Consider the following 21,753-nt stretch of genomic DNA (forward strand, 5'->3'; position numbering starts at 1 on the left):
TGTTCTCAATACTTATTTTTTCCCAATTTTATAGCCCCATAAAGCAAAAAACAGGATGAAGGCATAACAGGGTATTAATATCCAATAACTTCCGTTTGCCGCACTTACTGTAGCTTGTACCTGATCCATACCACCAAGAACAAGCTCTTCTTTCTTAAAATCTACCAGCCTTCCATAGAGTGGCGGAATAATGGCTCCTCCGGAGATGGCCATAATCAATAAGGCTGAAGCCGTTTTTGTGAATTTACCCAAACCTTCTAAGGTCAACGGCCAAATTGCAGGCCATACTAAAGCATTTGCTATCCCTAAAGCTGCTACAAATAGAACGGATGTAAACCCAGTAGTGTATAGAATGCAGAAACTAAAAAGAATCCCCAGAAGCGCACTTACTTTTAGGGCGGTACTTTGTTTAATATATTTTGGGATTAAAAACACACCCAAAGCATAAGTAGCTACCATGGCCATCAAGGTGTATGTGGTAAAGAATTTTGCTTCTTCTCCTGTAAAACCTAATGAAATACCATAAGCTATAATAGTATCTCCGGCTATCACTTCTGCCCCAACATATACAAATAAAGCTATGACACCTAACCATAAATGTGGAAATTGAAAGATATTAGATTTTGTACTTGTTCCTTCAATCGTATCTTCTGTTTCTTCTGCTTCAACATGAGGCAAAGGTGCTTTTCTAATCAGGATACCCAAAGCAAAAAGTACAATGGCCATGACCACATAAGGCACAAAAACACTATCAGCCATAGTATCTAAAAGCACTTGCTTTTCTTCTAGGGTTGCACTACCCAATTTTGCTTTTACTTCATCAATTCCAGAAAGTAATATAGCCCCAAAAATCAAAGAGCCTAAGGCCCCGGCAGTTTTATTAGCTATACCCATAATGGCTATACGCTTAGCTCCGCTTTCAATTGGCCCCAATATGGTAATATATGGATTAGCAGCTGTTTGTAACAAGGTCATACCTATACCCTGAATAAATATCCCCGTTAAAAACACCCAATAGGTTCTGGCTTCAGCCGCTGGGATAAATACTAAAGCACCTACCGCCATAATCATTAAACCCAAAGACATGCCTTTTCGGTATCCTATCCGAGTTAAAATCTTAGATGCCGGTAAGGCCATAACCACAAAGGAAATGTAAGATGCTGAAGCTACCAGGTAAGACTGGGCATCTGTTAATTCGTTTATGGTTTTCATAAACGGAATCAAGGCTCCGTTGATCCAGGTGACAAATCCGAAAATGAAAAATAAGCCTGCTATTATGGCAATGGGTACTAGATTGTTTTTGTTAGATGATTGCATATTTTACTTTTTAAATTTATAACTTATTAATTTGTTTGTTCAAACTTTCCAAAAGCTTAAACTGGTTTTTTGCCCTATCTAAATTATGCTCCGGGTATTTTATTTTATAATACACATCTCCATTTAAATAATCTGTCAGAAATCTAAGTGCCATTATAAATATCATAGTCTTTGCTCCTAGTGGCAAGTACTTTAATTCCAATGGCGTTATTGAGGATTTCATATGTTTTAAAAAACCTTTTTTATAAGCCTTGTAATAACTAACATTAAACTCCACCAAATCTAAATTGGTCTCGTCTTCGGCGGCTGTATTGCATATGGTCCTAATGGCATCTCCAAAATCATAATGAATAATCCCCGGCATTACGGTATCGGTATCTATTACACATATCCCTTTGTCCTTTTTATTAAAAAGCACATTGGAAATCTTGGTATCATTATGTGTAACCCTTAGTTTAATCTCTCCTGCCTCTTTTAATCTTTGAAGAATGTGCATTTCTTTCCTGGAATCTTCAATAAATTTTATATGATCTTTGGCGATTATCAACCTTTCATTTAAAGCTACATTTAGAGCCTCTTCAAATTGTGCATACCGAAAAGACATATCATGAAAGTTTGGAATAACCTCTATGAGTTTTGAGCTGTCAAAATCATCTGTAAGGGTTAAAAACTTCCCCATTAGCTTTCCTCCTTCATAGGCTATCTCCTCGCTACTAACCGTTTCATGAGTAACGCTTTTGTCTATAAAATACATTAAATTCCAGTAATTACCTTCATCTCCCCGAAAATAAGACGTTCCATCTTTAGTTTTAGCAAAGGCCAACACACCACGCTCTTGCTTTTTTCTGGATTTGTTCTCCAGTTTTTTTTGAATATGATGGCTCACGGCTACTTTATTTTCAATAAGCCCTGGTACGTCCTTAAAAACACCGTGATTGATACGCTGTAATACAAAATAGGGCTTTTCGGCAGTCTTTATTAAATATGTATCATTGATGTGTCCTGAAGCCAATTCTTTATAGGATTCATATGTAGCTTGATGATTAAATTGACTAAAAACATATTTTAATTGTGCTTCCAACATATTACCAAAGGTTTTTAGGGTATATTTTACGTTCTTTAAGTTGCCCGATGGCGCTCTGAACAATACTTTTGTCTTCTTTATAGGTCACTCCAAACCATTTGGCATCTGATTTTAAAACTTCTACAGTTGCCTTACCTGACCTTAAAATTTCATTGACTATAGAAGGTAAATAAAACTCTGCCTTTATATTGGCTTTATTCGCTTCCAAAAATTGGAGAAATAATTCCCCACCAAACTCAAAACATTTAGGTGTAAAGCCCCAAAAGTTCATAGAAACTACAGTATTTTCGTGTATCGGAACAAATGCGCCGTCCTCATTTTTCCGCATTAGCTTCCCCGCTATCTTTTCTATATGTGTTCTCTCTGTAACATCAACCAAATACCCCTTTTCATCTACCTGACATTCTCCTCGAGACACAAAACCATGATCTGAAACCGTATTTTTCAACAAATAGGCCATGGTACTAAACTGATAAGCATTCTTATCCGTCTTCATTAACCATTTTGCCATAACATGAAACGCTTCTTTTCCATAAAAATCATCGGCATTAATAATAGCAAAGTTCTCCTTTACCACATCTTTAGCCATTAAAAGCGCATGACCTGTTCCCCATGGTTTTGTTCTTTCCGGATTAAAATAGGCTTCCGGCACATTTTCCAGTTCCTGGTATACATAATCCACCTCTGCTTTACCTTCCAGTTTTTTATTAAAAATAGCTTTAAACTCCTTTTCAAAACTTTTGCGAATGATAAAAACAAATTTTCCAAATCCTGCCTGTAAGGCATCATAAATGGAAAAATCAATTATCGTATCGCCTTCCGGAGTGAAGGCATCTATCTGTTTTAAACCGCCATAACGGCTCCCCATACCTGCTGCTAATACTACTAATGTTGGTTTCAGATTACTCATTTCATGTCAATTATGGTACAAATATAAGCTTTTTTTTTAAAATGTGCTCGAACACACAATAAAATGTTATCGAGCACACGAAATAATGTGCTCGATAACATTTATATGGTATTCTATTTGTATTTAGTTATATTTGCCTTTATGATAAAAAAGTATACCATTAAGGATATTGCTGAAATGGCCGGGGTATCAAAAGGCACTGTTGACAGGGTTCTGCATAAAAGGGGAAAGGTCTCGGATACGGCATTAAAAAAAGTAACTGAAATACTTAAGGATATTGATTATAAGCCTAACCCCATTGCCAAAAATTTAAAGACTAATAAAATTTATCGTTTATGTATTCTTTTTCCGGTCTCTCATAAAGATTCGTATTGGGCTCCTTGTTTGGATGCCGTAAAGGAGTTTGAAGACCATTATCAGGCTTTAGGTATTAAAACTGAAGAATACAGGTATGACCCGTCTTCACCTAAATCTTTTACTGAAAAAGCTTTAGAGTTAATTGAAACCGGCCCGGATGCTATTTTAATGGCCCCCCTGTTTTTTAACGAAGCACAGGAAATTTCTAAAATGTGCCATGAACAGAATATTATAATTTCTACTTTTAATAACATTATAAAAAAAGAAGGGTTTTCCAATTATATAGGACAGGATCTTTTTAAAAGCGGACGAACAGCTGCAAAACTTCTGGACACATTACTCGGAAAAGGCCATATTGCCATTGTGCATATTGATGAAATGGTGCATAATGCCACACATATGCAACAAAAAGAAAGAGGGTTTAAAAGCTATTTCAGTGATCGTAGTACTACTAATTATAAAATATCTACCATTAGTATTGACAAATACTTAAAGTTTGATGGTAACGAATCTTTAGAGACTTATTTTAATAAGCACCCTGATATTAAAGGCGTCTTTGTAACTACATCTAAAACCTATGCTATTGCTGAATTTAAAAAGGCCCACAACAAACATTTAAAGATTGTAGGATATGATTTAGTTGATAAAAATATTGGTTTTTTAAAAGCAGGACACATTGATTTTCTGATCAACCAAAACCCTAAAAAACAAGCCTTTACTGGCCTAAGTACTTTGGCCGAACATTTATTGTTTGATAAGGAAATCTCCAAACGGATTTTACTTCCTATTGATATTATAAACTCCGAAAATTACGAACAGTATTTAGAATAAATTTTTCAATTAAACAGGCTTGTTTTCTGATATCATTGGTATTACTATCGTAATTTTTATTTGTGCTTTCCCTAATTTATTTAACTGAATGACTTTTTAACTACTTATACCTTATCAGCATTAATTATAACTCTTCTTAAAATTAGCTTATAATAAGTTTATGAATATAGCTTCTATTTCTTGTACATAGCTTTAGAAAGTACAATCCATTTTTTAATCCATTGGGTAAAATGATTTCTTCAGGTGATTGAAATAAGCTTAAATTCTTTTGATAGATTATTTGTCCTGTAGTATTTGTTATGGAGCTTTTTACATTAAGGTTATTCAACTGCCCTGCATTAAGATATAACCTAGTCTTTACCGGATTAGGATATACAAGTATATCTTCATCTTCAATGGTTTCTAAGCCTAAACTGGGTAATATTTCAATGCTAAAGTCTTTTATTGATGCATTTTCAAATGTACCGTGAGGGGTTAGAATACCACATGGAGTATCCGGAATTGCTAAATCTTCGTAGGTCCAGGCATCTCCTGTTACAATTCTCATCTTATGGATTCCTAGAGTTGCATCATCTGGAACTGTAACGCTTAATGTATATGTTGGTGTTGTACCTTCAACAACTTTTTCAGGACTGAGTGGTGTTAAGCGTTCTCCAAGGTCATCAAAATCATCATCTCCATTCCAATCTATCCAAACTATAGATCGTGACCAGCCATTTGAATTGGTTACCGACAAGTCAAATGTACCTGACTGTGATATAGCAATTTTTTCCTCGCTTAAAGAATAATTATCAACACCGTTTACACCTGAATAATGGATATTTATATGCCCGTTTGTTGTTATCACCGTATTTGCATTATAATCTCCACTGCCTGTTATGCTGCAATACGAGTCTAAGATTTCAATGTCAAAATCTATCGTACTGGTTTTATTATTTGTACCACAGGTCACAGGTTCAGGTTCTAAAGCATCCCTTACCTGGATTCTCATCCTCTTAACGTCTTGGGAAATATTTGAAGGAACGGTAACCGGGATACTATATGATATGGCATTGTTACATGATCCCGCAACACCTCCACTAAATACCATTTCGCCGGTATCCTGAAAATCTTCGTCATTATTCCAATCTATCCATACTTTAACCCGAGCACAATTTGATAAGGCTGAATTCTCCAGATTCAGAGTAAAAGTTTCACCAGGAAGTATACTTACCTTAGAGCTAGTATGGTAGTCATATCCGGTATCAGGATATTGACCTGCATTAAAATTAATGTTTTGCACACCACCGGCAGAGGTCAAAGATTTTATATAACAACCCTTATCTACCCCTCCGTTCACTTTGCAGTATCCAAACGTTCCCAAAGCTATATTCTTCAAGGCCTGTTGCCCTCTTATTACCAGCTGTTCAGCTCTTAAACCACTTGTTTTGCCAAAATCACCAATAATGGCATTTAGTTTGTTTAATTGATCCCTCTCATATGGATGAGATGCTCCCTCCAGTGAAGCCCTGACAATTTTAAGCTTTTCATAATCTTGAATCCCGTTCCTTAGCATTTCAAAACGAATACTTGAAAGTATTTCTGAGGGATTAAGATTTGAAGCTCTGTATATCATTGAAAAATCACCAGCCGTGTGGGGCCCATCTCTGGCATCAAACGGATCGGTCAAACTCCAATAATCAAAAGCCCATCTTAAATAACCATCATAATCTTCTTTAAAAGCATGCCAGCCCATCCAGGTCATTTCCGCCGGACTATTTTCCGGCGTCACATAATTATTAGGGTTTGTCTGCGTACAACTGGTATAAAATGTTGAAATCTTATCGGTGCTAATACCAGTATTGGAAGCATCTTCTAATATCCCGGACAAATCATAAAAATTAGCTTTGGAAGCATTGGATAAGCTATGAGAATAAGCTATTCCCAATTTCCAATTTGAATTATGTCCATGAACAGCTGAAACCACATTGAGTAGTTTTGATTCTTCAACCTCATCTAAATACAAAACGGTTTTATCAAACCAGTCTTTAGCATCCAAAAAGGCTTTAAAGGCGGTTAAAAAATGATCCCACCTTGTTTGATATTCTAAGGATCCTAATGAAGCGCTTAAGTTCTTCATTGCCCCCGAGACTTCATCAAAATATGGAATTATAGTTTCATTCCAACCAACGGGAGAAAAACAATCTATTTGTTTAGTAATACCCCATGACATTAGGGTACTCACATACTTATCAAAGGCCGTAAAATCATATACCCAGGTACCATCAGTCTTCTTAGTCCATTTTATCATGGATTCTCCTCCAAGAGCACCATCTTTTATGTAAGCCGTTATGGCCTTTTGCCCGGTATTGGCAAGAAGTTTATATCCTGGTTCCAAAAGAGCTAAATGCTCATCGGACCACATAGCAACCGGATTGTCTGAATGTGCAGCATTATAAATGTTCAGAATGTTGACCGGAAATTGCCATATGTCCAAATGAAAGCTCCAATCCTCAACATCTGGTAAGGTGTAATTTACAACCTGTAAACTTATATTAAACACTAAAGGGCTGGAAGCACCGGTTACAGTGATTGTCCCTGTATATGTTCCAGGCACAGTAACTTTGGGGACATCAATGGTTAGCCAAATTTTTAATGGGTCTGTTGAGTCTATTGATCTTACAACATCTTCAGAAAGCGCATCGGCAATTTCAACAAATGATGGATGTGTAGGATATTCAGAACAGCTTTTGGCCTTAGGGTCACCCTTTATATAGGTACCAAACCTCAATGATATATTTGACTGGTCAACCTGATATCCTCCATTAACTAAGTTACTAATATTATACCCCAACCCATTAATGGTTTCATTTGTCCATAGCACCATCTGCTTATGAATACGCTCTCCTTTCCATGCCACAACATCCCAGGTTTGATTTATATTCCCTGTAAAAGTTTCACTTTTTTGGTAGCGTTTAAATTTAGATTCAAATGATCCTTGTAATGTTTGAGAAAAAGAAATAAATTTTAGTAATAAGAAAGCCAGTAAAAATAAATATTTCATTTCTTTAAGTTTTATATTCATAGCACATATGATTTATACTAAGAGTCTATTATTTATGTGTAAAACCAATTGATCTGAATAAAACCATAGTTATTTCAATCTCTGATCTAAAGGAGGTATTTTCGTAATGAAAAGTACCATCTAAAACTTAGGAAGATTAATAATCTACTATCAACATATCACGAGACAATAATAAATCTTCAGCGTTTTTAAATCTACCATCCTGATACCTGGTAGCAAGCTCAATAGCTTTTTGGAGAGAATCTTTAGGCACACTCCCTTTTTCTTTCATACTCCTAAACAATTCATAATCTTCAATCCCTTCTTTTAATAATTCCCATCTAATACTTGAAACGGGGCCATTTTTACCCGGATAAATTTGATAATCATCTCCTTGTGTATGTATAAATACCGGTGTTTTAAAAGGAGCTTTGGTCCAGTTATTAAATGCCCACCGTAAATAACCATCGGTATGGTATTTTAATGCCAACCATGGAATCATTTGCCCTTCTATTGCCGGAGAGTATGTTAAGGTATTAGGGTGGGCCGGTTCGGCGCATAAATAAAAGGTTGTTGTTTTGCCTTGCTCCTTTCTTTTTTGAATGGTTGGTAAAACATCCACTACAGCTCTTTTTTCTAAAGGTTGCCCCGGAAAAAACATATAAGATATTGAAAAGTTGTTTGAATGTTCTCCAACTTCAGGGTGCCCGGATATCACTGTTTTACTCAAAAACTCCGGAGTTGCATTTGCTATAATATCATGTATGATTTTCATTTGCTCTTCCGGCTTCTCATCAAAAGCCAGGTATGTTCTTTCAAAAATGCCTTTTCCCTTAAGGTGTTTAGAAAAAGACTTAAGAAATGCAGACCATACTTTTCTATAAGCCTTGTCTTCAATATTTAAAGTTAAAACTTTGTTTTGCTGATCTGTCTCATCAAAATAATGTATTTTTTGCCCCGTATGAAATGGCGTCATTGAAAAAGCATTGATCTGTCCGCCAATTCCAGTTTTTGAGGCCAAATCAACATACTTGTCAAAAATTTGATAATCAAACTTCCATGTGCCATTTTCTTCTTTAAACCAACTCACCATGCTTTTATAACCATAAGCTATTTGTGACCTGGTCTTACCTCCTATCCATGGCTTATGCCAGGGTTCGTGCGTAATTGTGGTGGTTATATTTTTACCTCCTCTTGAGGCATATTCCTTTAAATAAACTTCTATGAATTTCCAATGTTTATCAGACCAATGGTTTACCTTATAAAATTCGGCAATAGCACTTGGATTAACCCACATATCCAAATGAAACTTATAATTTAAAGGATCCGGGATTTCTTTATTCAAAACAGTTAATTTCAAAGGATATGAGACCTGACCAAATTCATTTGTAGATAAAAGTATTTTACCTATATAGGTGCCTGGTTTGGTTTTTTTAGGAACTTTTATAGTCAGCCATATGGGTTGAGCTCTGTAAGCCGGAACATCTACCTCTGAAAGTTCCACTAAAGGGTCTCCAACAATGTTTGGGGCCATATTTCCTGATGTGCCCTCACCAACAATCTCTTCCAGTTTGGGAGACCAAACATATTCACTTCTGGATTTTTCAACCGGCAGATACTTGACATACCTAACCCTGATATTTTCTTTAGATATAGTTTTTCCCTCCAGACCTTTTAAGTCCTCTATTTGCAATTTTACACCGTGTATATCCCTTTCTGCTCCCAAAGCAATTTGAGCAGAAATCTGCTCGTTTATTACCGCTGTTAGTGCCATGGTTTGGCCTTTGGCTACCGGAACAATCATAAAATCTTTTAAGGCTTGGTTTTCCTCTAATTCCTCATCCGTATATTTCCTTGGAAACCTAGGGACCCTTATCAATGAAGATGTTTTAAAATTGTTGGTCGGGATCCAAACGTTAAGTCCCTCTATTGGAAAAGCCTCATCTACATTCATTTTGAGCCATTCGGGCACTTCTGCAATATCATCAAGGATGTTTTGAGCATATTCATAGTCTTCTGTCTTTCTGCCAAAGCAACTTATAAAAAGTAATACCAGTCCAAACAAAAATATTTTTTTTAAATCCATCATCTTTCTATATAGCGTGTAAAAATTTGTCACCCCAAATTAAGTCCATAAGATTGATATTGAAGGCTCGGGTTTTCGTATAAGAAGTGTGGTATTTTTATTTGAAGCCTATTATTTCATTGCTATTAAACTAAACGAAGGATTTACAAAAAATAAATACGAATAGCACATATCCTTTTAAATTTCAAATCTTTACAACAGAACACAAACCTGATATGTGCATTAATATGTATGAATTTAAGTCTTAAAGAAATTATGGAATTGATATAACCGTTCTTTTCTTTTGGTAAGTGATGTATTACCCATAAAGCACAATTTTTGCCTTGATCTCAAAATATTCTATACTTAATAATCATAAAAAAAGAGTTTCAATTTCTCGAAAGCTTTGTCTTTACTAGTAGAGCGTGCAGAAAAAATATAGAACCAAACGCTAATTGAAGAATTGGAAAAATTTGATTCAATATTTGAAACTTTGACCACTTAATTTAGAATTAACCACCACACAAGAGGATTCTTTTTAATGTTGACTTAAGAACAATTGCTACAAGTTAAAAACGAAAGGCTTTCAGTACTGAAAGCCTTTTGTTACATATGATTAATCTATAAATACTAAATTATTGCCTTAGTTCTTAATAAATTGTTTTATTCCAGTTTTATTATGGGCATATATTTTTAACACATAGGTTCCGCTAGAAAGCTGCGACACATCAATAGTATTTTGATAACTTTCCATTAGTTTTTGTCCTAAAACTGTATAAACCTCTACTTTGCTTAAACTTTCAATTGTTTGAATAATTAATATGTTTTTTACAGGGTTGGGATACAAAATCACTTTTTCCAAAATTTCTTCTTCAATGGTCAAGACTCCTTCACAATCTGTACTAAAACGTGTATGGGCATCAACATCACTTCTCCATTCGGTTTCTGCCCAAAGAGCATCATCTACCTGGATACAGCTCAAATTTGTATTTCCACTGGTATATATTTCCGTTTCGGTAATATTCCCATTCTTTACATTTAAACTTTGTAAATTATTATTTCGACACTCCAAATATTCAAACATTAAATGGTTACTAAGATCTAATTCTGTTAACTGGTTATCATTTAAATACAACTCAATTAACTGGACATTACTGTTTATATTTAAACTTGTTAATCCGGTATTATTACATTCTAAAACCTTTAAGTTTGGATTATTACTCAAATCTATCGAATTGATAGATGTATTATTAAAACTTAGTGATATTAAATCAGGATGAAGACTAACATCCAATGCCGTTAATGAGTTTTCAGCACAATCTAACGCTGTTAGTTTTGTGTTATTTTGAATATCTAAACTTGTAAGATTATTTTCATTACAATATAATGACTTAAGATCTGTATTAACACTTACATCAATATTTGTCAAGGTATTATTAGTAAAACGTAACTCCTGTAAAAGTATATTGGAGCTCACATCCAAATTGCTTAAGTTATTGTGCGTACAGTTCAAGGTTGTTAATGCTGTATTTGAAGATACATCAATAGTTGTTAAACTATTACCCCCTACACGTAACTTGGTTAACGCTACAAGCCCGCCTACATTTATACTCGTTAATCCAGCGCCTGAGCATTCAATAACTTCTAGATTAGTATTTGCCGTGAGATCCAAATCCCCTAAAATATTCTTAAAACAACGCAATTCCTTTAATGCATGAAAACCTTCAAGCCCTGTAAGATCTGTAATGCCTTCATCTGAAACATTTAAATACGCTATATTTTCTATGGCGGATGTATACACGTAATTATCGTTAGCAATACCATTACCCATACTTGTAGGGTCTCCAAAAGGCACCTCGGCATCTCTATGATGTGTTTCCAGATAGGCTTCAAAATTATCATCTGGCACATAGGTAAGACATAGCCTGTCTTTATATATTGAGGTATCGTCTTCCAGCCAATTCGTATAAGCTCCACTACCAGCCACTGCTTCAATAACATTGTCAACTGCTACACATTGTAAGTTAGTACAGTTAGTTATATTAACAGCTGATGGCGCTACCCCCATTGCTTCAATGGTTGTGAGTGCACTTGATCCTGACGCATTTAAATTATTCATGTTAGGGTGTTCTGTCAAATCAAAACTGGTTAACTGCGACTCTCTAATATCTAAATAGGTAATTACTGTTGGGGCCGAAAATATTAATTCTGATAAGCCTCTACTTTGTATATCTAAAAATTGCAGCTTCGTATTAGTTGACACATCTACACTTGATATTCTATCATTAAAGCTTAACCATAAATTTGTTAATTCAGTATTTCGTGACACATCTATAGTTTGTAAATTTTGTCCTAAAACATCTAAACTGGTAAGTGCTTTAAAGTCCTCTATTCCTGTAAGATCTGTAATTTGCGGGGAATGCCACCTCAGATTTAACGTTGTTACATTTTCTATACTGGCAGTGGTTACATAATCATCATTAGCGATGCCATTACCCCATCCTTGGCTTTCAAGAAAAGCTTCAAAATTGTCATCAGGCACATAGGTTTCTTGTGCAAATCCCAAATAATTAAGTACCATAAACAATGCTAAAAGTAATTTGTGCTTCATATAAGTAGTTTAAGTTGACCCATAAAACATATATTATTACAATAGTAAAAATTGCAGGTACATTAAAGACAAAAAGATAGGTGGCAAAAAGTGGCAAGCTCCTATTTTTCGACAATTGACATGAATAGCTCGTTATTTATTTTTAAAACAAATGCATATGCTATGATATACTTTGAATAAACTTTTCGAGTTCTTGCCCAGAAGATAATCCTATTTTTTTTCTGATACGATAACGGGTAGACTTCACTGAATCTAAAGACGTATTACGAACCGTCATGATCTCTTTTATAGTCATATTTAAACGCAGTAGCGCACATATTTCGCGCTCGGTTTTGGTCAGGGAAGGATATAATTTCCTCAACTTAGCATCAAAGCCTTTATTTACTTCTTCTATTTTAGTTTGGGCTATGGATAACTTACTTTCAGTAGTTATTTGCAACTGTAATTCTGAAATCAAAGAGTTAATATCTTGCTTTATATTTCCTGCTGCTTTTGGCTTAATCTCGTTTTTCAAACGATCAAGCAAGCTTTGTTTAAACTCCAATCGCATGCTATTATCGGCAATCAAACGTTTTGCTTCTTCTTCATTGGCTCTTACCTTTTCATCTAACAATTTTTTTTTTGCTTTCTCTTTTTCTACCCTTTCCGTTAATATCTGTGCCTTGTTCTTATAATTGCGCTTTTCCAGTAATATTATTACAACCGTTCCTATTATTGTGATTATAAACAAGATAAAGTAGAACCATTTTTTGGAACGTTCAACTTCAGCTATCAATACTACTTCTCTTCTTTCTTGTGCAAACGCTAAACTATCTGCCAATTTTTCTCTAGCATACTCATAGTTAAGTTCTAGAGCTTGAATCTGCTTTATGTTTTCTATATTGAAAATGGAATCGGAATGCCTGTTAAAAATACGGTAATGCTCATAAGCCTTCTTATAATCATTTAATTTGCTGTAAATAAAACTCTTTCTAAGATAGGCTTTTGCAATATTTTCTTTAAAACCTTCTCTTTTTGCTATTGCTAATGAACTATCGGCCGCTTTCATTGCATCTTTGTAGTCCCCCAATTTTCTATACACACTTGCTAAATTGTAATATGCTGTACAGAGAGAATATTGCCGATTTTGCCTGATAGCCTGTTCTATATTTTCCTGATGTAATTTTAACGCTTTATCATATTTTTTTTGGGTACTATATAAGGTAGCCATATTATTATTGACACGTTGTACATCCTCTATACTATTTATAGATTGAAAAAGAACCTTCGCCTTATCATAACATATTACCGCCGAATCTAACTTCTTAAGTTTTCTATAAGATACGCCCATCATATTATATCCGGCAGCTATACCATGTGTATCTTTTAAAGGCGTCTTTATGTCGATGGATCTTTTATAGAACTGTACAGCCTTTTCATGTACCTTTTGCGACCGGTATACCATCCCCATATTATGATACACGTCAGAGACCTGCCATAAATTATCTTGTGCTTCATAAATCTCTTTAGCCTTAAGATAATATTCCAAAGCTTTTGGAAACTTGCCTTTTCTTCTACTTATGACACCTTTTATTATGTGAAATTTTGCAAGTTGTTGCTGGCTAATACTATCTTTTTTTGCTTCAATAAGCAAGGACACTTCATTAGCCATTTGTTCGGCAATACTAAAATTGTGCTCATATTGAAACTCTGCCAATGCTAACATGGCAGTTACCTTATCAGAGGTGTTTTTTGAAAGCTCAACTCGCGTTTGCAAACGGACTAAGGTAGTATCGATTTCCTGTGAAAGTATTACACTAGAGAATAGGAAAGTTAAAAGGTAGATAAAATATCTCATGCGAGGGCAAACATACTATAAATTTGAAAGATTGTCTTCGATAATTAGTAATAAAAAAAGCCTCTTGATTTCTCAAGAGGCTTTCTAGTAGCGGGAACTGGACTAGACCCTTTGTGTTTTAATGATTCTCAATAAATTCAATATTCATAATTAAGTCAATAAAAATAACACATGACAAGATTTTGTCCAAATCTAAAATTCATTAAGATTCATAATAATTCATATATATTCGGGAATATTTCGGGAATTTTGTAATTTTGCCAAACAAATATATCCCATGGCTAACGTCTTATTCTTAATTAAAACAAAATCTAACCCATCTCAAATATATGTTAGGTTTTACCATAGCAAAGATTTTGATTTAAATGCTAAAACTAAATTCATTGTTGACCCAAAATTATGGAGTAAAAAACAACAAAGAGTTAAAATAACTTCTGATAATGCTTTTGACAGAATTATAAACCCCAAACTATTAAAGCTTAAAGAAGATATCATATTAAATTATAATTTAGATTTCAATTCTGGAAAAAGAATAGATAAAGATTGGCTTAATAAAATAATTGCAAATTTTCACAAACAACCTTTAAAAGAGTCAGATAATTACAAACTCTTTTTTGTTCCTTTCTTTGAGAAATACATTGAAGATTCAAAAACGAGAATAAATATAGATACTGGTAAAGTTATTGGGGATCGCACCACTAGCAAATATGGCACAACACTAAAAAGAATTTGTGAATTTGAAACTAACAGCCAAACTAAACTTCGTTTTTCAGATATAGATTTAAATTTCCACAAAGCTTTTGTTAGTTATTTAGCTAATGAATTATTTTACAATGGCACCAATATTCAAAAACATTTAAACATAATCAAAGGTGCATGTAGAGAAGCCAGAACGCAAGGAATAGAAGTAAACAATGAATTCGAGCACAGAAACTTCTCGTTTAAGAGAGAAAAAACACATGACACTTATTTAAACATAGACGAAATCTCCAAAATCTACAATTTAGATTTTAGTAATAACGAAAGACTAGATAACGCTAGAGATTGGTTAATCATAGGTGTTTGGACAGGGCTACGAATATCTGACATGAAGAGACTATCTAACGTCAATCTCAAAAGCAATACTATTGAGATAGAAACCACCAAAACATCAGCAAAAGCAATTATCCCTATACACAAAGATGTCAAGTCAATTTTATCTAAACGAAATGGGAATTTTCCAAGACCTATTAGTGATGCAAAATTTAACAAGTATATAAAAGAAGTAGTGACTGAAGCTAAAATCACTAAAAAGATATTTGGGGGAAAAATGATTGAAGTAAAATTACCAAATGGGGAAAAAACCTATAGAAAGATAAATGATTACTACTCTAAAAGTGAATTAATCACTTCTCACACTTGTAGAAGGAGTTTTGCCTCCAATCATTATGGACATCTACCCAATAAAACAATAATGGCTATTACAACACATAAAAGCGAAGCACAGTTTGAACGATATTTAAAACAGTCTCAAATGGAACATGTGGAAAAAATGAGAGAATACTGGGAATCAGAAAATAAGAAGAATGAAGATGATAACTGACATATTAGATAATTCTAAAAAAGAATTTATAAATAAAGTATCGACAATTCCTCTTAATAGGATTGAAATCGAAAACTACCTTTATACAAAATACTACAAAGATTTTAACTTAAAAAAAATAAATATCGATGATTCCGAATACTCTAAAACGATTGACCTATTTTTTGAAATAACTAATAAAGAAAATATCATTGAGAAAGATAGATGGAAACAAACTCTAAACTTTAATGAAATTGATATTGATAAGTTAGATTTTCACATAAAACTCAAAGGCCTTATAGATATAATAACTTTTTCAAAAGAACTTAATGATTTTTATACATACGGAAGAGAGTTCCCTATCTTTTTGATTGATGGGCTAAAAGAAATTCTTTGGGAAATAAATTTAAAACTATCACAAAAAGACTGTGCATTAGAGTCAGACCATAACAATATTACTCCAATAAAAACAATAAAATTCCATCATGAAGAAATACTCAAAGCACAAAAAAGTAAAGTGGAGAAGTATATTGATGAAATGCCTATTAAAATAATAGAGATTGTTAAATCAAACTCTGTTTTTGGCAGAAATTTCAATTATGTTCATGAACTGTACCAAGAATTAATTTCAGAATTTATAGAAGAAAGTATAGTTGAAGAAATTTTTATTAAAAACTTTATCTACCCTGATATAAACTGCGAGAAAATAGATTTAACAAATGGAAGTCTCATAGATTTTGCCTACCTCATTAATAAACTAAGACCTTTTTTCATTGAAGAAATAAGAACAAACCCTACAACCTATAATCAATGGTGGAGTAATAATTTTCTTTTTAAAGGAAAAGAGAAGACCAGTAGGGATATTAGTAAAATAATTTCCAAATTAATTAATGAAGAACAATCCCCCAAGCGTATAGAAGTAACTAATTCTATAGTGGAAATTTTCAAAAATTTAGTTCCATAAGACTCCATCCGACTCTTTTACTTATGCCATTCCCCTATAATTCACTTTAAAACTCTAAAACATAAACAAACATAGGGGTTCATATATGTAATACTATGAATCGTTCTCCAAGTATTCCCCATATAATAGGATTTATTGCGACAGTTAAATTTAAAACTGAAAAAATGCAATTAATTAGAGAATCATTAAACTTCGTTTTACAAGAAGAACCTATTGAATCAAAAATAAGAAGACTTGAAAGCGAATTACAAAACCTTAATTTAAAGATAGATAAAAATCAATCTACAAAAGAGTACCTCACAAGAGAAGAAACAGCAAAATTATGTGGAGTTAAGTCATTAACTACTTTACACAACTGGAAAGTTAAAGGAATATTAGTTCCAACTGGTAAAGCAGGTAGAAAACCTTTATACAAAAGGCTAGATGTTATAGATTACATAGAACAGAAAGAGGGGAAAAATTAACCGTTTACAAATGGATAAAAACACAAGCACCTCTAAATCAATATTTTATGTTTTTAGCAAAAATGGATCAAAAAATTTGTCTTACTATATATAGTATGTATAAATGTCCGCTTTTTAAATCAAGCCCAATAACCTAAGTAAAGGCAACTCCTTAATTTTTGGTAATGGTTTTAACCAGTGCGACCTATTCAGAAATAAAAGTTATGAAATCCTAATTCTATTTAGTACGTCCCTCTTCGCACAGATTGGTCAGTAACTTGTTAGAGTTGGTTGTCATTATCTTTTAATTACAGTGAATTAAGTCTATTTAGTACATGCGGCTTTTTCATTTTGAACTGAATTAAGCCAAACTATTATTGTTATTCAGACAATTAAGCCGCAACTCTTTTTCAAGCATTCTAACATTAAAAGATATTGCCTTATTCACGCATAAGTTATGGGCCATGTATTATTGGTTAGGACTATTGCCAACAAAATGTCCTCTTAAAATAAAAATTATGATACACAAAAAAAGAACATCACAAAAAAAAGGAATGTTCATGAGAAATGAAGATTTTAAAAGATTAAACAATTACAAGTATCCAGAAAACAGTCAAGAAAATGTAAACCCAAAATTCGAGAAAAAAAATAAGAGGGATTTTGCAAATGAGCTGAGTATTTCCACAAACAATATGCATCTTTTACAAAAAAGATATAAAAATGAGTTTAAAGGACAAAAGGCTATATACAAAGAGAACGTAGATTACATAGATTTCTCACATTATCTTTTTAAAAAGGTTAACTATGGCTATTATAAGTCTTACCTTAAATTGATGGGAGGGTTTATTATTAAATGTAATCTTGATATTACTGTGGATGACTTAAAATTAGTTCTGTGCAAGATTTTTCAAAGAAATGTGTACATACCATATCGTGTAAAACAAGACTACTATAAGCTAGGAAATGAAATTGATATAATAATTGAGAAATGTATAGACATTCCTTTAAAGAGGAAAACAAAGAAAGTCAACAAGGTTATCTATAATCCTAAGTATAAACTATCTAAATCTGAGAGAGTAATACTGCGATCAAAATTAACAGGGAATAATACATATCAAAAAACCGAAGATAAAATTCAAGAACTTATAGCTTCAGGAATAACTAAACGAAAAGATATAGCTGAAAAATTAGGTATAAGCACCAGAACTATAAGAAGACACCTAAATGAAAAAAGAGTTGCTTAACTTTTAATAAGACCTTTTAATTCTGGATGTGTATATCCTAATTTAAAATTTATTGGTTTGCTGAATCTCTGGTTAGACCTAACCTTCCCTATTTCAAAATGCACAATTAAAGAAAGTGTATTATTAAGAATTGATAGTGACTCTCCCTTTATAGTTTTAAGTGAAGTATTTCTAAAATTAGTAATAATTAGATTTAATCTATCAGTTTTGAAATTGTTTATGTCTGTGTTTAAAAAATAAACAAACCTCGGACCATCAAGTGTATATATTATACAATAGTCTCCATCATATTCTTTTATTAAAAACAATCTCCACCCATAAAGATTACTTTTAACTGGCATAATATTATTTCCTTCATTTCTTATAACGTTTGATTGAAATTCTGCAAATAATATTTCTAAAACATCATATTTGTTTTGATTAACAAAAGAATTAATTTGATTGACAAGGCTGTTATTCATGTTTAAATTTTTTATTTAGCCAAAATAACATAAACATATAATTAACCCAAATTTGGGTTAAGGTTTTTGATTCGATTCTCGCACATTTATAATGTGCTAACAAAAGAACAAGAAAATAAGATTTTATTAAAACTTGGAAAAAGAGTTCGAGAAATTCGAGAGGAAAAAGGTATTACTCAATATAACCTAGCTACTGATTCTGAAATTTCTAAAAATCAGGTTGGGAGAATCGAGAGAGGGGAATATAAAGTCTCCGTTATTTCTTTAATTAAAATAGCAAAAGCATTAGACTATGACTTTAGGGATTTCTTCAAATATTTATAGAACCTAAACTTTATTGCTAGAAAAATAACATGTTAACTCAAACAACTAAGAAATCAACTCTTTTAATGAACTATAGTTAATTAGATTAGAATCAATGTAGCTGTAAGTTTGAGGAGGCATAAAACCTGGTATTAAGTTCTTTAAATTGTCAAGCTTTATAGAATGTTTAAACAAATTTTTAACTTCCTGTAGTTGAATTCCAAAAGCATTTTTATTTTCTTTAAAGTAATTATTAAATTCTTGTTTGGTAATCCCTGTTTTTTCTCCAAAATTTTCCCATAATGTAATAGGTTTTTCTTTAATGATATTCTCAATTTTATAAATCCCCCATAATTCTTTCACAGGAGCTGTGACATAGATTAAAATGTAATCATCTTTTCCTGCTTTTTTTGGAGCACATTTGCGTAACTCAATAGTTTTTTCTCCTTTGAGTATTTTCCTAGCGTATTCTGGTTTTACAGAAATGATTAATAAATCTTTACTTTGAATCATAAATCCATTCCTAATTTATATAATGCAAGATACGTTTCAGTTTTTACTTTTCTTGGTGCAAGTACCATAAATTTTTTATTTTCTAAAACATCAAATTGAGTACATATCTTTTTTAAAGATATAGGGCTTTTAAATAATTCTGTATCCGAAAACACAAAAGCCATTATCTTTTCCTTTGCACCTGCTGTTTCAACAACATGTTTCCATTTATAGATACCTAATTTTTCAAATTGTTTAAATAGTTTTTTAGGTTTATCTATAAAAACTTCATCAATATATGCCGTTCCTATAATACTACCTTTTTCTCCAGTAGATTTATTTTCGCTTAAATACCATAAAACTCTTGCAGGAGAATTTAGTATTCTTGGAGTTGCTGATCTGTAATAAACATTTTCTCTATTAAGTAGCAACTCATATTTTGGTTCAAACAAGGCTAATTTTTCTTTTGATTTATCATTAAATAATTCTTCTGCCCATTGTGGTTTAATCGGAACTATGTAATTCGGAACATCTAATTCTTTAATTTTTATAGGGGAAAAATATCTTTCGTATTGATATAACTTTTTAAAGGAGCTTTCATCATTATTTTCATCGAGATTAGAAATTATTTTACTAAATATTTCTTTTGTGCTTGGCTCATCTATAAGTCGTTTTTTTATTTCATTTACTTCTAAAACCCCATTGATATTAATCTTAACCCAAGTGTTTTCAACTCCAACGAATCTTGCTTCTTGAATATTAATTATAATATCGCTGTCTAGGTATTTTTCAGTTATTTCTATAATGACTCGTTCTTCATTAATTGAAGTTAGTATAGATTTAAAAAGTAAGTGTTTAGAAAGTGTAGTTTTTAAGCTATTATTTGTAAACCTAAAAACAGGAATCTTTAATTTTTTATCTGATGTTCTATCAAAAATTAAAAAAGCCAACAATATTTCTTTTTTGGAAATTGTTATTAGCTCAAATTTGTTTGGAAAAGAGAGAGAATTTCGTATGATTCTTTGAAAATGACTTTTTCTTTCTGTAGATTTTAAAAAGGTAGTAGTAAAAAGGTTTATGTTATCACTTGTTACTCTCGTTGTACTTATATCAGTACCTATTAATGTTTCTGGTTTATATTTAGAAACTTGTATGTTTTCATCAAGATGTGTTATGAATTCGCTAGGTCTATATATTGTTAAGTCATACTTTTTAAAATATTCTTTATTTTCTAAAATCTCAGAATCTCTTGTTATAAAAAATTGTGCTCCACCTGAAATAGAGTATGCTATATGGTTTAAATCAGATTTGTCATTTTTATTCCTTAAAGGAAATTTTTCTTTTAGTTCTGTTTGAATTTTAAAAAATTCATCTTCATCTTTAAACGGTAATTCCTTGAAATAATTTAAAAGTTTTCTACTCGATTTTTTTAACTCAGGAGTTTTTGCTTTATTTATTTCATTGTAAATTTCTCTTGTATAGTAAAGAATTGCTTCCGACAATAGCCAGTCACTCTTTAAAGCTAAACTTTCTTCTTCTCTATCATCTTTAATATCGAGAAAAATATTCATATCAATAACCGCAACTATTTTATTGTTTAACTCATACTCTGATATTTGAGTAAGTAAATTGTTTTGATAATGTGGGTACCACCAAATAGTTAAAGGCAATTTTTTTTTGCTTCTTCCAATTTTCTCTTGAATTGGAACAAAATTGCATTTTTCCCAAACATGATCGACTCCGTAATCATTCCTACAACTCAGTTTTATTGCTTCATATTGTTTTGTGTTCTTCTTTAAATAAGTTACTAATTTAAATGCGGTATTATTATTTCTGTATTTTTCATCTATACAACAGTGAACAATAGTAACTCGATTATATGAAACTCTATATAAAATATAGCCTAGCAGTTCATTTGTGTGTGATTCAAAAGCCCCAATAAGTTGGTTTTGTTTTGCATATTTTTCAAAAGCAACGACTGGTAAAAAACCAAGAGTTTTAGAATTTTTATCTCCTAATTCAACAGCATTTCTGAATTTAATAGATTTTATATTATTTATTTTTTCAATTATCAAGTCCAGAGTATTGAAAGATTCAGCTAATTATTGCAAATCCAAATATAAGGAAACAGCTTACAAAACTTATGTATTTAATTTAGAACTTTAAATACAGACATTTTTTTTGTTACTCAACCACCCTTTATTATATTTATAATTCAATATAACTTTAT

General features: G+C 32.3%; 16 protein-coding genes. 6 read left to right on the forward strand and 10 right to left on the reverse strand.

What is annotated here, in order from left to right; genetic code table 11:
* Nucleotides 1–12: 12 nt before the first annotated feature.
* The 3 genes from VOI54_RS00695 to VOI54_RS00705 are packed head-to-tail and all read right to left on the reverse strand — an operon-like array spanning nucleotide 13 to nucleotide 3,311.
* Nucleotides 13–1,317 (reverse strand): sugar MFS transporter, encoded by a 1,305-nt coding sequence (locus VOI54_RS00695; RefSeq protein ID WP_326280781.1) that lies wholly within the window; start codon nucleotides 1,315–1,317, stop codon nucleotides 13–15.
* A gap of 16 nt (nucleotides 1,318–1,333) precedes the next feature.
* Nucleotides 1,334–2,401: a phosphotransferase enzyme family protein gene (locus VOI54_RS00700; RefSeq protein ID WP_326280783.1), complete on the reverse strand. Its 1,068-nt coding sequence runs from the start codon at nucleotides 2,399–2,401 to the stop codon at nucleotides 1,334–1,336.
* Between the two features lies 1 nt (nucleotide 2,402).
* On the reverse strand, nucleotides 2,403–3,311 hold the full coding sequence (locus tag VOI54_RS00705; RefSeq protein ID WP_326280784.1) for a nucleotidyltransferase family protein: 909 nt from the start codon (nucleotides 3,309–3,311) through the stop codon (nucleotides 2,403–2,405).
* Nucleotides 3,312–3,452: 141 nt separating this feature from the next.
* Here VOI54_RS00705 and VOI54_RS00710 point away from each other — a divergent pair, with 141 nt between their 5' ends.
* Entirely contained in the window at nucleotides 3,453–4,499 is a 1,047-nt protein-coding gene (locus tag VOI54_RS00710; RefSeq protein ID WP_326280785.1) for a substrate-binding domain-containing protein, read from the forward strand.
* Between the two features lie 142 nt (nucleotides 4,500–4,641).
* Here the strand turns inward: VOI54_RS00710 and VOI54_RS00715 are convergent, their stop codons facing one another.
* The 4 genes from VOI54_RS00715 to VOI54_RS00730 all read right to left on the reverse strand — a co-directional run bounded on the left by VOI54_RS00715 (nucleotide 4,642) and on the right by VOI54_RS00730 (nucleotide 13,974).
* Nucleotides 4,642–7,542, reverse strand: coding sequence for a glycoside hydrolase domain-containing protein (locus tag VOI54_RS00715; RefSeq protein WP_326280786.1), 2,901 nt, complete (start codon nucleotides 7,540–7,542; stop codon nucleotides 4,642–4,644).
* 157 nt (nucleotides 7,543–7,699) lie between these two features.
* A complete protein-coding gene (locus tag VOI54_RS00720) occupies nucleotides 7,700–9,631 on the reverse strand; it encodes a DUF4091 domain-containing protein (protein ID WP_326280787.1) in 1,932 nt (643 codons plus the stop codon).
* Between the two features lie 619 nt (nucleotides 9,632–10,250).
* Entirely contained in the window at nucleotides 10,251–12,218 is a 1,968-nt protein-coding gene (locus VOI54_RS00725; RefSeq protein ID WP_326280788.1) for a T9SS type A sorting domain-containing protein, read from the reverse strand.
* Between the two features lie 160 nt (nucleotides 12,219–12,378).
* Complete coding sequence (locus VOI54_RS00730) at nucleotides 12,379–13,974, reverse strand: tetratricopeptide repeat protein (protein ID WP_326280789.1); 1,596 nt, start codon at nucleotides 13,972–13,974, stop codon at nucleotides 12,379–12,381.
* Nucleotides 13,975–14,332: 358 nt separating this feature from the next.
* On the opposite strand from VOI54_RS00730, the gene VOI54_RS00735 reads away from it, so the two are divergent.
* The 4 genes from VOI54_RS00735 to VOI54_RS00750 all read left to right on the forward strand — a co-directional run bounded on the left by VOI54_RS00735 (nucleotide 14,333) and on the right by VOI54_RS00750 (nucleotide 18,267).
* Complete coding sequence (locus VOI54_RS00735; protein ID WP_326280790.1) at nucleotides 14,333–15,637, forward strand: tyrosine-type recombinase/integrase; 1,305 nt, start codon at nucleotides 14,333–14,335, stop codon at nucleotides 15,635–15,637.
* A complete protein-coding gene (locus tag VOI54_RS00740; protein WP_326280791.1) occupies nucleotides 15,627–16,580 on the forward strand; it encodes a hypothetical protein in 954 nt (317 codons plus the stop codon). The genes VOI54_RS00735 and VOI54_RS00740 overlap by 11 nt, the downstream gene beginning before the upstream one ends.
* 95 nt (nucleotides 16,581–16,675) lie before the next feature.
* Nucleotides 16,676–17,044, forward strand: a complete 369-nt coding sequence (locus tag VOI54_RS00745) for a helix-turn-helix domain-containing protein (protein WP_326280792.1) — start codon at nucleotides 16,676–16,678, stop codon at nucleotides 17,042–17,044.
* A gap of 497 nt (nucleotides 17,045–17,541) precedes the next feature.
* On the forward strand, nucleotides 17,542–18,267 hold the full coding sequence (locus VOI54_RS00750; protein WP_326280793.1) for a helix-turn-helix transcriptional regulator: 726 nt from the start codon (nucleotides 17,542–17,544) through the stop codon (nucleotides 18,265–18,267).
* On the opposite strand, the gene VOI54_RS00755 is transcribed toward VOI54_RS00750, so the two are convergent.
* Nucleotides 18,264–18,728 (reverse strand): hypothetical protein, encoded by a 465-nt coding sequence (locus tag VOI54_RS00755; RefSeq protein ID WP_326280794.1) that lies wholly within the window; start codon nucleotides 18,726–18,728, stop codon nucleotides 18,264–18,266. The two genes, VOI54_RS00750 and VOI54_RS00755, sit on opposite strands and share 4 nt — an antisense overlap.
* 93 nt (nucleotides 18,729–18,821) lie before the next feature.
* On the opposite strand from VOI54_RS00755, the gene VOI54_RS00760 reads away from it, so the two are divergent.
* Complete coding sequence (locus tag VOI54_RS00760; RefSeq protein WP_326280795.1) at nucleotides 18,822–19,052, forward strand: helix-turn-helix domain-containing protein; 231 nt, start codon at nucleotides 18,822–18,824, stop codon at nucleotides 19,050–19,052.
* Between the two features lie 45 nt (nucleotides 19,053–19,097).
* On the opposite strand, the gene VOI54_RS00765 is transcribed toward VOI54_RS00760, so the two are convergent.
* Nucleotides 19,098–19,544: an ASCH domain-containing protein gene (locus VOI54_RS00765; RefSeq protein ID WP_326280796.1), complete on the reverse strand. Its 447-nt coding sequence runs from the start codon at nucleotides 19,542–19,544 to the stop codon at nucleotides 19,098–19,100.
* Nucleotides 19,541–21,598 carry a hypothetical protein gene (locus VOI54_RS00770; protein WP_326280798.1) on the reverse strand — a complete coding sequence of 686 codons (2,058 nt, stop codon included), beginning with the start codon at nucleotides 21,596–21,598 and terminating at the stop codon, nucleotides 19,541–19,543. Before VOI54_RS00770 ends, VOI54_RS00765 begins: the two co-directional genes overlap by 4 nt.
* Nucleotides 21,599–21,753: the final 155 nt, after the last annotated feature.

This window comes from Alterotamlana spongicola, assembly GCF_035818475.1.
Taxonomy (GTDB): domain Bacteria; phylum Bacteroidota; class Bacteroidia; order Flavobacteriales; family Flavobacteriaceae; genus Cognatitamlana.